Here is a 15,684-nt window from a genome sequence, read left to right as displayed (position 1 = left end):
TTACCTTCGTACGCGAGCGCGGGTAACACCATCAACAACTTCTGGACGCGATACATCAATCACGCCATCCCAACCACCCCCCAATGCTTTCATCAACGCAATATATTGAGTTACTAAAGAAATACGACTATCTTCAAGTGCCATTTGCGAAGAATAATAAGAGCGATCAGCATTTAATAATTCAAGGAAACTGGTATTTCCATTTTCAAAAAGAGAGCGTGAGAGTTTTAATGAATGCAGATAGGCAGCACTAGCTGCAACAAGCTTTTCTAAACGCTGTCGTTCTTTTGTGAGTCTTACAAGTGCATTTTCTACATCTTCTAGCGCCCCCAACACAGCAGCCCGATAAGCAATAAAAGCTTGATCACGTTGCGCACGCGCCACCGCAACAGAAGCCACAAGCTGTCCTCCATTAAAAAAAGGAAAACGAAGACTTGGTCCAAAAGCCCACCCAATCGTTGAATGTTTCCACAATTGATCAATTGTTGCTGCCGCTGTTGAAATATTACCAGTTAGCGTGAGTGAGGGATAGCGCTCTGCTTCACGCTGCCCTATCCGCGCTGTAGCTTGCGCATATTGACGCTCTGCCCGTCGCAAATCTGGACGTGTTAACAAAATATCAGCTGGGATGCCTGCTGGAATTGGCCATTGTGGTTGCGGAACTTTCATCTTTCCAGCATCTTTTTGCAAAAGTTTTTCTAAAGCAAAAGGCACACGACCAGTTAAAACAGAAAGACGATGAATGCTCATTGCCAAATTTGCTTCCATCTGTGATATGTCTGCTTCTGTACTTGCCATTTGCGCCTGAGCATTTGAAGCATCAAGTTCCGAAATATCACCAGCTGCTAATTTGGTACGTATCAAATTAAATGTTTTACGCTGCGACAAAGCAATTTGCTGCGCAATCAACAATTTTTGTTGCCAACCGCGCACTTGCACATAATTTGTTGCCACATCTCCCAACAGCGTTACCATTGTGTCACGCATATCTTCTATGGCTGCATCAAGGCCATAACGGGCTGCTTCAACTGCACGCTTTCGCCCGCCAAAAAAATCTAACTCCCAGCTTGCATCAAAACCGCCACGATATTGACTAAAAGATGTGTCAGGTTGCCCAGAGTTGCGGGTGCCTGAAACTGAGGTTGACAGGCTTGGTGCAAGGGATCCCACAACTTGTCCCAAACTGGCACGTGCTTCACGAATACGTGCTTTAGCAACGGCAACATTATTACTTCCAGAAATTGCGTAATTTACCAACTCATTTAAAACAGGATCATCCAGACGCCGCCACCATCCTGCAAGCGCCACAGAATGCTTAGATATCTGCGCAGATTGCTGCCTCCAATTTTCTGGAACACTGAAAGACGTTTTATGATAATCAGGACCAACCATACATCCTGACAGCATAAAGACACATAAAAAAGCGTTATAATATAAGTTTTTTAAGGCAATACACTTTAAGCTCCTGATATGCATCCACTCTCTCGCATTTTTCAGAATCAACTCATTAACATCTTATTCACCAAAGCTCTTATTTCAAATTTATTATGAAAAATCAAATAATGTTTGTACCGGAACGTGGTCTGAAGGTTGATTCCAGCCCCGTGCAGCACGAAAAACCGAAAGATCGCTAACAAAAGGAACCAAATCTGGGGAAGACCAAATATGATCAAGCCGCCGACCACGATCAGCAAGTGCCCAATCGCGTGCACGATAACTCCACCATGTGTAAAGTTTAGTGGGAACAGGAATTTTTTTGCGCATCAAATCAACCCACCCACCTTGACAACAAAGGGCTTGCAAGCGCTCGGTTTCAATCGGCGTATGGCTTACAACTTTCAATAGCTGCTTATGAGACCAAACATCTTCTACCAAAGGAGCAATATTCAGATCACCGACTAAAAGAGAAGATAAACCATCTCCTTGATCGGCACGAATGGAAGACATTTCTTCTAAAAAATCAAGCTTATGACGGAATTTTTCATTCAAATCAGCGTCAGGCACATCACCCCCAGCAGGAATATAAAAATTATGAATCCGTATTTTTCTCCCATAAATTTCAACAACCACCGAAATATAACGACAGTCTTGCTTTTGACAAAAAAAACGCTTTTCAACAGTTTTGAAAGGCAAGCGTGAAATAATTGCCACACCGTTGTAAGATTTTTGTCCACTCAATGCGATATGCTTATAACCTGCCGCTTCAAAAGCTTCACACGGAAACAAAGCATCCGGACATTTTGTCTCTTGTAGGCACAAAACATCTACAGCAAACATATCCAAATACTGAAAAACTTGTGCAAGACGCAAACGAACAGAATTGATATTCCAAGTAGCAATACGAAAGAACATCAACGTGAGTTCCGATGATTGAGCACTGAAATATCTTTATTTTTATAGGGAAGCTTGAACATCCCCTCAACAAACCTGACACCTGTTCGCACATTCATGATTTGAACAGTGGTTTCCAAATTTTGTTGATCAACAATTGTCCATTGTCGCAAAGCAGCACTTTTAGAATCAAACACCATTCTTATTTGCCCTCGCCCCATACTTTTATCACGCAAAACCATCGTTACTGCTCCAGGATCTTCATAAAATGCTAATAAGCGCCCTGATGATACATCAATTTTATCGCCCAACAAAAACTGCATTGGTGTTTGAGAAAGCTGCGAAAAACTCCATGTATTCAGAGCACGATTGTTAATACCTACAAATTTACCATCCGCAATAATCTGTAAAGGTAGTTTTTTATAAATAAAACGAATTTTCCCTGGGCGCTCTAAGTAAAACGTTCCTTCGGTCACTTTTCCCTTTGGGCTAAACTGAATAAAATCACCTGTCATTGTTTTCATTGCCACAAAGTGATTGGCAATCTTCTGCGCCCGCGCCACCTGATGAGATGATTGCGAAAAAGCTGGAAAAGTTAAGCAGCAAAAGACAATGATTTTTGTAAAAATTTTCGTAAACCCCAACGTCCTTCTTCGTAAGAAAACAAACCTTTTCATAAAAAGTGCTCCCAAGCAGTACATGATATAAACCTTAAATATAAACAAGAAATGATGGATAAATACCTTTTTTCACGAATATTATTAAAAAAACAATCAAAAAGAGTTTTTATAAAGGAGGCACCAAAATTTCCCATTTTCCCACATGATTGGCTGCACTCATGATGCCTTCTTCTTCATCAATGAAGCTGCACGGTTGTAACCAATACTCAAACGGCATTGAATATAAGAAGTGGAAGCTTTACGATCACGAAAAATAACGCCAACAGCTTGACTGTAGGGATCATCTTTTGATGAAGAGCTCAAAGAAACATCAAAACTATGCTCTGCAATTTTTTGCACAATGGCTTTCAAATAATCAGGGTGCAGTTCAAATTTAAGAGGTTCCACAATCTATTCAACCTAGTCATTATCCACACAAGGCACCAAAATTTCCCGTTTCCCTGCATGATTGGCTGCACTAATGATGCCTTCTTCTTCCATACGTTCAATCAATGAAGCTGCACGGTTGTAACCAATACTCAAACGGCGTTGAATATAAGAAGTGGAAGCTTTACGATCACGAAGAACAACAGCAACAGCTTGACTGTAGGGATCATCTTCTGATGAAGAGCTCAAAGAAATATCAGAACTGTGCTCTGCAATTTCTTGCATAATAGTTTCTAAATAATCAGGGTGTGCTTGCGCTTTAAGGTGTGCCACAACCTGCTCCACTTCATCGTCGGACACAAAAGGCCCATGAACACGCTGGATACGTCCCCCTCCCATCATAAAGAGCATATCCCCCTGCCCCAACAGTTGCTCAGCTCCCTGTTCCCCAAGAATTGTTCGACTATCGATCTTTGAACTCACAGAAAAAGAAATGCGTGTAGGGAAATTCGCTTTAATTGTCCCCGTAATCACATCAACCGAAGGGCGCTGCGTAGCCATAATCACGTGGATACCAGCAGCACGCGCCATTTGTGCTAGGCGTTGAACTGCTCCTTCAATATCTTTGCCAGCAACCATCATCAAATCTGCCATTTCATCAATAATGACAACGATATAGGGCATGGGACTTAAATCAAGTGTTTCTGTCTCATAAATGGGTTCACCAGTTTCGTGATCAAAGCCAACCTGAACTGTCCGCACCATTGTCTCACCCTGATTTTTTGCCTCCTTAAGACGCGCATTAAACCCATCAATATTGCGAACCCCAACTTTTGACATTTTGCTGTAGCGCTCTTCCATTTCACGAACAGCCCACTTAAGCGCAACCACCGCCTTTTTAGGATCTGTTACCACTGGTGTTAACAAATGCGGAATACCGTCATAGACCGATAGTTCAAGCATTTTCGGATCCACCATAATTAAACGACATTGTTCAGGTGTCATACGATAAAGAAGGGACAAAATCATTGTATTAATGGCAACAGATTTTCCCGATCCTGTTGTGCCAGCTACCAAAAGATGTGGCATTTTTGCTAAATCCGCGATGACTGATTCACCGCCAATTGCCTTACCCAAAGCAAGTCCTAACTTCGCTTTGCTCTCCACAAATTCCTGCGCTTGCAAAATTTCCCGCAAATAAACCATCTCACGCGTTGCATTAGGTAATTCTATTCCAATTACATTACGCCCTGGAACCACCGCTACACGCGCCGAAATAGCACGCATGGAGCGTGCAATATCATCTGCAAGACCAATGATACGAGAAGACTTAATGCCAGCAGCTGGCTCAAATTCATACAAAGTTACCACTGGACCGGGACGTGCATTAATAATTTTCCCCTTAACTCCAAAATCCAACAAAACATTCTCAAGTTCATGAGAATTTGCTTTTAAAGCAGTAGGAGAAAGTTTTGCATCCTTTTCCGCTGGTGGAAAAATGGAAAGATAATCCAAAACTGGGAGAAGAAAACCATCTTCTGAAGAAGCTGTTAAAGGCTTGAAAATACGACCCTTAACAGAAGCGGCAGACATTTTATTTTGAGCGTTATCGCACTTTCTTTCTTCATTAAAGAAAACTGGCTCAATCCGATCAAATGGCTGTTCTCGTCTTTTAGACCGCACGTTGAAGGAAAAAAAACGAAAAAACCGCGCTTGTAAAAAATAAAGAAAATGCAAAATTGCGCCAAAAGTTGTGACAAAAAAGCCGTGTCGCGTTTCTTCTGCAAAATTTTCTGCATCTTCTGGCACATCAAAGGCTGGCTCCACACTTTCAACCTTCTGAATATTTTTTGCTTTTTTTTCATTTGTCTGGCGTCGCCACACTACATTGCCAGCAAAAGCAGCTATAAAAAAACCTAAAAATGCAAAAGCGATGCCTAAGAGCACATTTGGAAAAAAAGAAAAAAGAGAAGGACAAATTAAAGAAGCAGCGTTTAAAATTTTATCACCCAAAACACCTCCAAAGCCAATCGGCAATGGCCAGTACATAAAAGGGACAGCAGGTGTCATAAGAGCAAAAGCAATCAAAAAGAAAACTGTCGAAACTGCCCATAAAAAAAGGCGAAAAAACAAATTATGGATATTTTTTTGTGCCAACAAAAGAAACGACCAAAATAATGGCGGCAACAAAACACCAAGACTTGCTAAGCCAAAAAACTGCATAACAAAATCTGAAAAAATTGCACCTAACCATCCCATAAAGTTTGTAACTTCATTCGCATTCGCATGCGTTAATGACGGATCTGCAACATTCCAAGTTGCCAAAGCCAAAACACAAAAAACAATGACGCCTAAAAGCCCAAGCCCAATGAATACACCAATCTGGCGCAAAAACATTTCAATGAGCCGCGAACTTTGAGAGTTTGGCGTTTCTAATAAGTCATAAGGAAAAGGACTCTGATGCATTTACTCATTCCAAACACAAAACCTTCTTACTTCAACATAAGGATTACAAAAGTATGTCTCAAAAATGTTAACACAGTTTTAACCATCATAACCATAACAATTTCCTTTCATATTGCGCAAAAAATGGTATTGAAGAAAAATTATCGATTTTGTTAAAGGCGTATAAACTGCGCAAAAGTGAAAAGAAGCATTGTGTATCCTGACCTTAGTAAAAAAACAAAACAATGTGATCTCCTCATTGCAGGTGGTGCAGTTGTTGGTCTCACACTTGCAATAGCACTCAAGCAAGCTGCACCTGATTTGAAAATCAATATCGTTGACGCTACCCTTGAAGAAACTCCTGCCTTAAATATACGGACACTGGCTCTTTCTGCCGCTTCCATTCGTATGTTTAAACAATTGCAGTGCTGGGAACATGTAGCACCCCACGCCCAACCCATTCATTCAATGATCATCACTGATGCGTGCGCAAATGATCCTATCAAACCAACTTTTTTAACCTTTGAAGGAAATGTAACCCCCAATGAGCCTTTCGCTGCTATGGTTGAACATAAAAAACTTACCAATACTTTAAAAAAACGTGCAAAAGATCTCAATATTACTTTCATCAAAAATACGCGTGTTGTTGATTTTCATCAAGAAGATCAACACACAACTGTCACTTTAAGTAATGAAGAAATCTGGCAAACAAAGTTGCTCATTGCAGCCGATGGAGCACACTCTCAATTACGCAAAAAAGCAGGACTTAAAAATTTTTCTCACTCCTATAAACAGACAGCAATCATATGCACGATTGAACATGAAAAACCCCATCATGGACAAGCAATCCAGCATTTCTTACCTGCTGGACCTTTCGCTCTTCTCCCACTCAAAGGAAATCGTTCAGCCATTGTATGGAACGAACATCATAAAACTGCTCAATATTACCTCAAAGCTGATGCCTTTATTTTTGAAACAGAAATTGAAAAACGCATTGGTCATCGATTAGGCAAACTCTCTTGGAATGGTGAACGACAAGCTTTTCCCTTAGCTCTTTCTTTAACACGCCAATGTATTAAACCCCGCTTTGCTCTTGTCGGTGATGCTGCTCACACAATCCATCCCCTTGCAGGACAAGGACTTAATTTAGGGTTGCGCGATAGTGCAGCTTTGGCTGAAGTCATTATTGAGACAGCGCGATTGGGTCTTGATATTGGATCTTTCATTGCTCTTGAACGCTATCAAAGCTGGAGACGTTTTGAAATTGTACGTATGGCTTTAAGCAATGATTGGCTAAACCAACTCTTTTCTAACGATAATCCCCTTTTGCGCATGCTGCGCGATGTTGGTCTTGGAATTGTCAATCAAACACCAAAAATGAAAAAATATTTCATTCAAGAAGCCGCTGGGCTTACCCCCAATGCTCCACGCCTTTTACGTGGTCTTCCACTCTAAACGAAAATAATGAACGCCCTTACATTTTTTGCACTCTATGAACAAGTTTCTCTTTTCTCAAGACAAGTGCTAAAAAACCGATCTCAATTTATGCTTTCTTTCAAAGCCTCTTATGAACCGCTTTATAGTGATTAAAATTTTCTATTCTTGTCTCACATAGGCAGACATTTTTTACATATAATAGGTACCTTTTAAGATATAAAATTCCTATTGTAAATTCAAAAACACGACATTTTACTCTTCAAGCACTTAGTAACCAAAAGATTTAGAAACAGTCTCTCGCTCACTTATGTATAACACAAAAAGCGCTCTATAAATTCATTTTTTTGGTTTTTTATATTGAATGCTTGCATAAAGAAAAAGAGGGATTAGCGCTTTTTATTATTTGCTCTTTACAAAAACATATCTGCTTCCTTCACAACACCACAAAAGCCCATTTCATATCCCCTACCTACCAAACTTGTTGCCACCTAAACAAACATCAAAAAATATCTTTGAGAGTCTTTAAATTGAAAAGCTATTCCCTTTTCCCATTCTTTAACTGCCAAGATTATGGTAAAGTCCTACGATAATATGACAATAAAATATCCCACAACCAACCATCACTGCAATATTTATAAATTGTGCATTCTACCTTTCTACTATACTATCAAACAATATAAACAAGGCTGAAAAATTGCCCAATTCTCTGTCTCAATCCTCTGCATTGATCTTCGATAAATCTTGAAGGAAAACACATAAATAAAAATGCTAAAATAGCGTCTTCCCCCACAGAGAAAATTCATTTTCTGGGTAATCTTACATCTAAACCACAAGAATGATTAAAAAAATTTGGTCTAAAATTTCACAAAAAAGCTTCAGACACCTCCCTCTATAAAGCATTAAAAAATAGCTCCACACATCAGCGTGGCAAACACGCCGAGTAAATAAAATACAACGGCATAAGTTTTGTACTCAAACCAATTCGTTCAGCTTCATATGAATACCCCCAACGCTTTAGCACTTTAGCTCAGCGTTTTAATGCACCAAGATTACTGAAAAAACATTCTATTTAGCACATAGAATATCTTCATACCTTGTGAAAATTGCATCTATATTATGTTACTTCTAGTTCTTCCAGCGAATACCCTCTTTCCAACCATTCTTTAACCCATTTAGGCTTACGCCCACGTCCATTCCATAATTCCCATTGGTTATTGGGATTTCTATAATGACGCTCTTTGCTCACAAGATCAGCGATATCAATTCCATGCGTATTAGCAATTTCAAGGATTTTTTGCCGTGCATTTTGCTTCTCCTTTGCTTGTCGTTTTTTCAATTCTACATCGATTTGAGCACGCATCTCTTGTAGCTCATCAAGATTCATGTTTTTGAAATCATTCACTTTATTACTTCCCTTGCAAAAAAAGAATTGTGCTTTGTCATATTTTAAACACAATTATATACTATTTTTGCCATTTATTGTTGAAATTATAATAGTGATGAATATATCACTTTTTCGGAGATGCCCTTTGAACCACAAAAAGTTGCGTATTTGTGTATCAGATGTCACTGCCGTATCCTTTTTCGGATCGATCGCTGAAACTGGTAATTTAGATATGCGAATTACATCGTACCTTCTTTATTCCCCTAAATCAGCGATTAAAAGTGAATATAAACCGCCAATTTATAGATTATGGCAATATTTAGTAAAGAACAAGTCCTCTTTATATAATGATGTAGCAATTTGCCATAACAATAAGCAATATTTTAATAAACAGCGGATTTCTGTTTCATGCTTGCTACATCTAAAGAAAATAAAATCCGCACCCGATTACATTACGCAATCGATTTTAACGCCTCTCATAAAATGGTTATTGCTTAAATCTAAACTCTCCTTTCATAACCTTCATAATAGTCATGCCAATCGGTGTAGTGTGTCTAGTTTCATTCTACCTGTTTGCATAACTGAGTATATGATAAAATTCGCCAAAAACATTTTCCGTAATGACAAAATTTATGGTCGCAAAAAATGGATTTTTGAGACGAATAATTTCACTTCCTTTTGTAACAATTCAGTGTGGCAATATTCAGAAAATTCACACAAGATTGGTACTTATATTGGTAAAATCTCTTATCGTTGGGTGTGCGGCTCATGACTATTTTAAACTTTATGGCATTAGCTGCCGCATGTGCACCGACTGTTCACCCAACGACGCTTTCGGTTGTTATTGAAAATGAGTCGCAAGGTCATATCTACGCAATAGGTATCAATGGCAATCACAAATTGTCACATCAGCCATCTACATTTGAAGAAGCTGTAATAATTGCTAAACAACTTAAGCAAGATGGACATAATTTTGACGTAGGTTTGGGACAAATTAATGTTAGAAATCTTGAGTGGTTCAATATGTCTCTCTCTGATTTATTTGATCCCTGCAAAAATCTTAAAGCTGTACAAATGATTTTAACACATTGCTATGAGCGTGCCGTGTCAAAATACGATTCTGGACAAACTGCGTTGCAAGCCGCATTAAACTGTTATAGCACAAGAGGGTTTGAACATGATCTTACAAACACTTATGTGCAAGAAAGTGCCTTGTCTACTGAAATAAAAATTCCTGCATTCACGCCTGAAAATAATGAATCATTAGAATTTGTACAACTTCGCGCTGAACCACAAAAACAAACGGTTCAGACGGAACTTTCTGCCTTCTCACAAGAAGAAGTGGCAGATGCGTTTACACATAAAGCAAGTAGTGTTCATGATGCTTTTGCAACAGAAAGTTCCTCTTTCTCGGAAAAGCGGAAAGAGTAGCATTGCTATGCTTATTGGTTAAAACTTTAATTCTGAAAGGATACAGCAATGAAGGGTAGATAAAGAATTATTAAAGCTCTAATTAGTAAGATTGGATAAAATCTATTCTAATTGAGGGTTAAAATAATGAAAATGATAGAGCAAAATAGCGTTGATATAGCATTTAATCAAAAAGCAGCACGCGAAATCACAGTTGTGATGCGTTCAGAAAGAGAATGGTATTTTACGTTTATTGCAGATGATCCAATAACTGGACAACCAAATAAATACGCACTTCTTACACAAAGAGGAAAATTGAGAACTTGGGTTGATCCGAAATATCTCTTTAAATTTCTTCATGAAAGAGGTGTTGTGTGTGGAAATTTTAATCTTAACAAAGGTGAATAACATGAAGCAATCAAATATTCTTCAAAGAACAGTTAAAAATAACATCATTCAGTTGGCTGCAACTGTAACTGTATTTTTTACATTGAGCCCTTTTTATGCTTACGCACAGAAAAAAGCGACAGCTTTAACGAAAGCAGAAACGGCTTTGACTGGCTTAGAGAAAGATCTAGCTGTCATTATTCCTATCGCTGCTGCTATTATACTTTTGTGTCTAGCAGTCTGTTATGCAGGGCGATATATTGAAAAGGATACATTTTTGCGTTGGTCAGTTGGTGTGATCGTCGCTGGGTCAGCAGGTGAACTCGTTAAGTTACTGTTTGGATCAAGCTAAATTGTATTTACAGAGATAATATGACACATTTTGCGTGTACTCAAGATTTGGACGAGCTAAAATTATTCTAAAAAACTGAAAGAGTATGTGGATTTGGTTGTTTCTCTCGCTGCTGGTGTTGCGCCATTGCTGAGCAATTAGCCAATTGATTATGCAAAACGATTCATTGAAAAAGACACGTTTTTACGTTGATCAATTGGTATGATTATCGCTGGAGTCAGGGGGCGAGTTCGCTGGGCTTTTATTTAAACAATAAAAGATAATACAAAATATTCATTCAAAAATAAAATCCGTATTTAATGACTGCAAACGTACGAATAAGAATTTCGTTTGTATTTTAAGAGGGAAATATTGTTATGGTAATTCCGATTATAATGAAAAATATAAAATGCTTGAATATCCTTCAAGCAAAAGTTAGTAGAAAAATTGGTATTGCCTTCATGGCTACAATTATGTTTTTAGCAACCCAATCTGCATATGTTCAAGCAAAAGCCAACAAAGCAGATATGCAAGCAGTAATCGATAAAGCAAGTCTTCTAATGGGGATGCGTTACGGGTTAAGTATGTTTATTCCAATTCTTGCTGCTGTTGTTCTTTTATTTTTAGTGATTATTTATGCGTGTCGTATCATCGCAAGAACTACATTTGCACGATGGGCATTCAGTACCATTATAGCTGGTGCTGCATTTTATCTCAGTAATATATTGTTTTACATTAACTAGTCAAACTTCTCATGAAATCACAAAAGCACGAAGAATTTCCCTTATTTAAAGGAGCAACACGCGTTCCAACTATTTGGGGTGTTCCGATGATTCCAGCCATATCTATGGTTATAGGAGTAGCTTCCATTGCCATGATAATAAATATTTTTTTATGGATCATGGCACCACCATTATGGTTCATTATGGCACAAATTACCAAAAATGATGATAAAGCGTTTCACATTTGGTGGTTGTGGATTGATACTAAATTTCGCAATCGAAACAAGAATTTTTGGGGTGCATCAAGTTATAGCCCCTCTGATTATCGCAAAAGGAGATAAGCATGAAGGCTGTTGAAAGCAGCAAACGGCTCATATCAGAAGTGCCAGTGAGTCTGTTCATACCCTATTCACACCATATTACAGACACAATTATCTCGACCAAAAACGCAGAATATTTATCGATCTGGAAAATTGATGGACGTTCACATCAAAGTGCCTCAGAAGAAGATATTTTTCAATGGACGAAAGAGTTAAATAATACTCTACGTGGTATTGCATCGGCTAATTTGTCGCTATGGACACATATCGTGCGTCGCCGTGTTTACGAATACCCTGATTCAACATTTGATAAAATGTTTTGCTGCCAACTAGATGAAAAATATCGGCAAAGTTTCACTGGTTATAATCTTATGGTCAATGATTTGTATCTGACCATTGTCTTCCAACCGATAGCTGACAAAATTATGTCATTTTTTTCTCAACATGAACGTGAAACATTCGATCAAAAAAAAGGACGGCAAGAATCATGTATTAAAGCTCTCGATGATATCAACCATACTTTAAGCCAATCACTTAAAAGTTACGGCGCAGAACTTCTTGGTGTTTATGAAAAAAATGGTCATGCCTACTCTTCTGCTCTCGAATTTCTTGGGATGCTTATCAATGGCGAATACCAGCCTATGCCAGTTTGCTTCGACCGTTTTGCCGATTATATGTCTATCAATCGCCCTTTTTTCTCGAAATGGGGTGCTTTCGGTGAATTGCGGACATCTACTGGGATGCGTCGATTTGGTATGATGGAAATTAAAGAATACGACGCAACAACCAGACCAGGTCAACTTAATGCTCTGCTGGAAAGCGATTTTGAATTTATATTGACGCAGAGTTTTTCTATACTTTCACGACATGCTGCTAAGGATTATTTACAGCGGCATCAGCGTAATCTTATCGATGCGCGCGACGTAGCAACAAGCCAAATTGAACAAATTGACGAAGCGCTTAATCAGCTTATAAGTGGGCATTTTGTCATGGGTGAGCATCATTGCACGCTCACCATTTATGGTGATACGATTCAAGAAGTTCGCGACTATATGGCGAAGGCAAACGCCGCTATATTAGATGCTGCAATACTACCAAAACCTGTAGATTTAGCTATAGAGGCTGGTTATTGGGCACAACTTCCTGGAAATTGGAAATGGCGGCCACGCCCTGCACCAATTACATCGCTTAATTTTTTATCATTCTCATCTTTCCACAATTTTATGTCAGGAAAGCCAACTGGAAATCCATGGGGACCAGCGGTTACAATTTTTAAAACCGTAAGTAAAACACCACTTTATTTCAATTTTCATGCTTCCAAAATTGAAGAAGATGCAACAGGCAAACGGTTACTTGGAAATACTGCGATCATTGGACAATCTGGTTCTGGAAAAACAGTGCTTCTAGGATTTTTGTTAGCGCAAGCGCAAAAATTTAAGCCAACAACTATTGTTTTTGATAAAGATCGTGGCACAGAAATTGTTATCCGAGCCATGGGCGGTCGATATCTTGCGTTTAAAGCTGGAAAGCCAAGTGGCTTTAACCCATTTCAACTCCCTCCTACACAGGAGAACCTTATTTTTCTCAAACAATTTGTTAAAAAATTAGCAGAAACAGGAGGCGAAGTTACACATCACGACGAAGAAGAAATTGACCAAGCTGTTACAGCTGTTATGAATAGCAACATTGACAAATCGCTACGTCGCTTATCTTTCCTTGTGCAATTTTTACCAAATCCATGTGTGAGTGATTATGACGCGCGTCCAACTGTTCACGCCCGCTTGGTAAAATGGTGTGAAGGTGGTGATTATGGATGGCTATTCGATAATCCTGCTGACGCACTTAATTTATCAACGCATCAGATTTATGGATTTGATATCACTGAATTTTTAGATAATCCAGAAACTCGTACTCCAGTGATGATGTATTTGCTTTATCGCACAGAAGGAATGATCAGTGGACAACGATTTATGTATATCTTTGATGAGTTTTGGAAACCTTTGCAAGATCCATATTTTGAGGATTTGGCAAAAGATAAACAAAAAACTATCCGTAAACAGAATGGTATTTTTGTTTTTGCAACTCAAGAACCTAGTGATGCGTTGGAAAGCAACATTGCAAAAACATTGATTCAGCAATGCGCGACTTACATTTTTTTAGCCAATCCAAAAGCAAATTACGAAGAATATACAGAGGGTTTTAAACTAACAGATGCTGAATTTGAGCTGGTCAAAGGGATTGGTGAATTCAGTCGCAAATTCCTCATAAAGCAGGGGGATCAATCTGCGCTTGCAGAATTAAATCTAAGCAAATTCCCTATGACAATCGATGGAAAAACTGTCAATCAGGATTTTAATGACGAGCTTTTGGTATTATCAGGTACACCCGATAATGCAGAATTAGTCGAAACTATTATCGCTGAAGTAGGTGAAGATCCAGCAATATGGCTGCCAATCTTTTTACAACATGTTAAAGTTGATAGGAGAACACCATGAAAAGATTAATTTCTTCAATAACAATAGCAATAACAATGGCAATAGTTTTTGAAACACCAAGTTTTGCAATTTTTGTGATGATGCCTTCGGCTGATCTAAGGCACATGAAGCACAAACCAGCGCACGCACCGAAAAGAGTCTCTCCACAAAGGCCACCGAGAGGCTCTGTATCAAAGAATACAATATCCCTTCCACCAAAGAATACAGTATCCCTTCCACCAAAGAATACAAAATCTCTTGCGCTAGAGCACACAAAACCTCAGACACAAAAGCGTGTAGAATCCCTTCCACAAGAGTACGCAGGATCTTTGACACAAGAGCACGCAGGATCTCTGACACACAAGCGCGCAGAATCTTTTCCACAAAAGCAATATGCAGAACTCATTGGTTTAATAAAAGAGCATCTTGAAATAAATACTGCTATAAAGCAGCATCTTGATAAGAATATGGTAGAGCAGAAAAAAGCGCGTATTGTGCGAGCAGTAGACGATACCAACTTTTTTCTCAAGCATCCAGAATTAATTTACGATAAAAATGAAGATTCTGATATACTCGCACTTGTTGAAAAAATTCGGAAAGAAGAAACTTCTGATTCTATAAATGTTGAGCGCCAATTTATCAATAAACGCAGTAAAAATGCAGCGATCGTCGATAAAGCTGTAAGTCTACAAACTTTTCAGGAAGCAGAAAAGCGTTTTCATCAAATCTTAGGACTATTGGATGAAATCAGTAAAACAGAAGATCTAAAAAGCATTGCTGAATTGCAAGCGCAAATCAAAGGTAGGCTTGCCATGATACAAAATGAAACTGCAAAATTACAAATGGTTGCACATCTACGCAATGCAGAGCAAATGCTTATCAGCCAACAAAAGCGCGAACGCAATATGAAAATGCTTAATAGTAAAAATACAGTAATGCCAACTATACGGTTTATACGATAGAGTTTTATATGATCAACATTGTCTGTCTTATTGATCTTATTTTCTCGCAAAAGTAAAAAATGATATATAAAAATTTAGCGCTATCCCGACAATTTGAAGGGATGCGCAGAAGGAGTGAATCTCCTTAAGATTTTCTTGATAAAAATGCTTGTCGCAAATTGCATGAATGTCAATAAAATACACAACAAGCATCAATGTCCCAAGATCATGAAAAAATAAAAATTCACTAAAGAAGAATACTATAAACCTTTGAAAGGTTTACACAACTTTTCGATACAATTGATGATATAACAAAAACATATATTACAGATTTTTCATCAAACACAATTGCTACAATTACGCCCTTCGTATCAATCGGTCTCACCATCTCTTTTATCATATATGGATGGCTCATTATGTGCGGTGCAATAGATATGCCGCTCGCTGGATTCATGA

Annotated in this window: 13 protein-coding genes and 2 pseudogenes; 9 read left to right on the top strand and 6 right to left on the bottom strand. The window is 38.5% G+C overall.

Going from position 1 to position 15,684, the window contains the following annotated elements:
* The 5 genes and pseudogenes from V5N67_RS01750 to V5N67_RS01730 all read right to left on the bottom strand — a co-directional run bounded on the left by V5N67_RS01750 (position 1) and on the right by V5N67_RS01730 (position 5,843).
* Positions 1-1,476: an efflux transporter outer membrane subunit gene (locus V5N67_RS01750; protein ID WP_332060108.1), complete on the bottom strand. Its 1,476-nt coding sequence runs from the start codon at positions 1,474-1,476 to the stop codon at positions 1-3.
* 69 nt (positions 1,477-1,545) lie between these two features.
* Positions 1,546-2,352, bottom strand: a complete 807-nt coding sequence (locus V5N67_RS01745; protein ID WP_332060106.1) for an exodeoxyribonuclease III — start codon at positions 2,350-2,352, stop codon at positions 1,546-1,548.
* Complete coding sequence (locus tag V5N67_RS01740) at positions 2,352-3,008, bottom strand: LolA family protein (protein ID WP_332060104.1); 657 nt, start codon at positions 3,006-3,008, stop codon at positions 2,352-2,354. Before V5N67_RS01740 ends, V5N67_RS01745 begins: the two co-directional genes overlap by 1 nt.
* Before the next feature lie 109 nt (positions 3,009-3,117).
* Positions 3,118-3,401: pseudogene (locus tag V5N67_RS01735) on the bottom strand (DNA translocase FtsK); the annotation flags it as partial.
* Between the two features lie 9 nt (positions 3,402-3,410).
* On the bottom strand, positions 3,411-5,843 hold the full coding sequence (locus tag V5N67_RS01730) for an FtsK/SpoIIIE family DNA translocase (RefSeq protein ID WP_332060102.1): 2,433 nt from the start codon (positions 5,841-5,843) through the stop codon (positions 3,411-3,413).
* A gap of 177 nt (positions 5,844-6,020) precedes the next feature.
* Here V5N67_RS01730 and V5N67_RS01725 point away from each other — a divergent pair, with 177 nt between their 5' ends.
* Positions 6,021-7,277: a ubiquinone biosynthesis hydroxylase gene (locus V5N67_RS01725; RefSeq protein WP_332060101.1), complete on the top strand. Its 1,257-nt coding sequence runs from the start codon at positions 6,021-6,023 to the stop codon at positions 7,275-7,277.
* Between the two features lie 1,096 nt (positions 7,278-8,373).
* Here V5N67_RS01725 and V5N67_RS01720 read toward each other — a convergent pair.
* A complete protein-coding gene (locus V5N67_RS01720) occupies positions 8,374-8,661 on the bottom strand; it encodes an H-NS histone family protein (RefSeq protein ID WP_332060099.1) in 288 nt (95 codons plus the stop codon).
* 750 nt (positions 8,662-9,411) lie between these two features.
* Here V5N67_RS01720 and V5N67_RS01715 point away from each other — a divergent pair.
* From V5N67_RS01715 to V5N67_RS01680, 8 genes and pseudogenes are all read left to right on the top strand, one after another.
* Positions 9,412-10,074 carry a lytic transglycosylase domain-containing protein gene (locus tag V5N67_RS01715; protein ID WP_332060097.1) on the top strand — a complete coding sequence of 221 codons (663 nt, stop codon included), beginning with the start codon at positions 9,412-9,414 and terminating at the stop codon, positions 10,072-10,074.
* A 126-nt stretch (positions 10,075-10,200) separates the two neighbouring features.
* Positions 10,201-10,461, top strand: coding sequence for a KorA family transcriptional regulator (gene korA / locus V5N67_RS01710; RefSeq protein ID WP_332060096.1), 261 nt, complete (start codon positions 10,201-10,203; stop codon positions 10,459-10,461).
* A gap of 1 nt (position 10,462) precedes the next feature.
* Positions 10,463-10,792 carry a VirB2 family type IV secretion system major pilin TrwL gene (trwL, locus tag V5N67_RS01705; protein WP_332060094.1) on the top strand — a complete coding sequence of 110 codons (330 nt, stop codon included), beginning with the start codon at positions 10,463-10,465 and terminating at the stop codon, positions 10,790-10,792.
* 440 nt (positions 10,793-11,232) lie between these two features.
* Positions 11,233-11,514: a conjugal transfer protein gene (locus tag V5N67_RS01700; protein WP_332060093.1), complete on the top strand. Its 282-nt coding sequence runs from the start codon at positions 11,233-11,235 to the stop codon at positions 11,512-11,514.
* 11 nt (positions 11,515-11,525) lie between these two features.
* On the top strand, positions 11,526-11,834 hold the full coding sequence (locus V5N67_RS01695; RefSeq protein WP_332060092.1) for a VirB3 family type IV secretion system protein: 309 nt from the start codon (positions 11,526-11,528) through the stop codon (positions 11,832-11,834).
* A gap of 2 nt (positions 11,835-11,836) precedes the next feature.
* Positions 11,837-14,308 carry a VirB4 family type IV secretion/conjugal transfer ATPase gene (locus tag V5N67_RS01690; protein WP_332060091.1) on the top strand — a complete coding sequence of 824 codons (2,472 nt, stop codon included), beginning with the start codon at positions 11,837-11,839 and terminating at the stop codon, positions 14,306-14,308.
* Positions 14,305-15,249, top strand: a complete 945-nt coding sequence (locus V5N67_RS01685; protein ID WP_332060089.1) for a TrbJ/VirB5 family protein — start codon at positions 14,305-14,307, stop codon at positions 15,247-15,249. The genes V5N67_RS01690 and V5N67_RS01685 overlap by 4 nt, the downstream gene beginning before the upstream one ends.
* Before the next feature lie 278 nt (positions 15,250-15,527).
* A pseudogene (locus tag V5N67_RS01680) lies at positions 15,528-15,684 on the top strand (trwi protein); the annotation flags it as partial.

Origin of the sequence: Bartonella rhinolophi (assembly GCF_036576165.1) — a bacterium.
In the GTDB taxonomy this organism is placed as follows: Bacteria; Pseudomonadota; Alphaproteobacteria; order Rhizobiales; family Rhizobiaceae; genus Bartonella.
The sequence above is the reverse complement of the archived record's forward strand: the minus strand, read 5'-3'. Positions and strand labels throughout refer to the sequence as shown.

Coding starts and splice junctions, on each gene's coding strand:
- V5N67_RS01750 (WP_332060108.1), bottom strand. CDS start 1,476: ATGCATATCAGGAGCTTAAAGTGTATTGCCTTAAAAAACTTATATTAT.
- V5N67_RS01745 (WP_332060106.1), bottom strand. CDS start 2,352: ATGTTCTTTCGTATTGCTACTTGGAATATCAATTCTGTTCGTTTGCGT.
- V5N67_RS01740 (WP_332060104.1), bottom strand. CDS start 3,008: ATGAAAAGGTTTGTTTTCTTACGAAGAAGGACGTTGGGGTTTACGAAA.
- V5N67_RS01730 (WP_332060102.1), bottom strand. CDS start 5,843: ATGCATCAGAGTCCTTTTCCTTATGACTTATTAGAAACGCCAAACTCT.
- V5N67_RS01715 (WP_332060097.1), top strand. CDS start 9,412: ATGACTATTTTAAACTTTATGGCATTAGCTGCCGCATGTGCACCGACT.
- korA (WP_332060096.1), top strand. CDS start 10,201: ATGAAAATGATAGAGCAAAATAGCGTTGATATAGCATTTAATCAAAAA.
- trwL (WP_332060094.1), top strand. CDS start 10,463: ATGAAGCAATCAAATATTCTTCAAAGAACAGTTAAAAATAACATCATT.
- V5N67_RS01700 (WP_332060093.1), top strand. CDS start 11,233: ATGGCTACAATTATGTTTTTAGCAACCCAATCTGCATATGTTCAAGCA.
- V5N67_RS01695 (WP_332060092.1), top strand. CDS start 11,526: ATGAAATCACAAAAGCACGAAGAATTTCCCTTATTTAAAGGAGCAACA.
- V5N67_RS01690 (WP_332060091.1), top strand. CDS start 11,837: ATGAAGGCTGTTGAAAGCAGCAAACGGCTCATATCAGAAGTGCCAGTG.
- V5N67_RS01685 (WP_332060089.1), top strand. CDS start 14,305: ATGAAAAGATTAATTTCTTCAATAACAATAGCAATAACAATGGCAATA.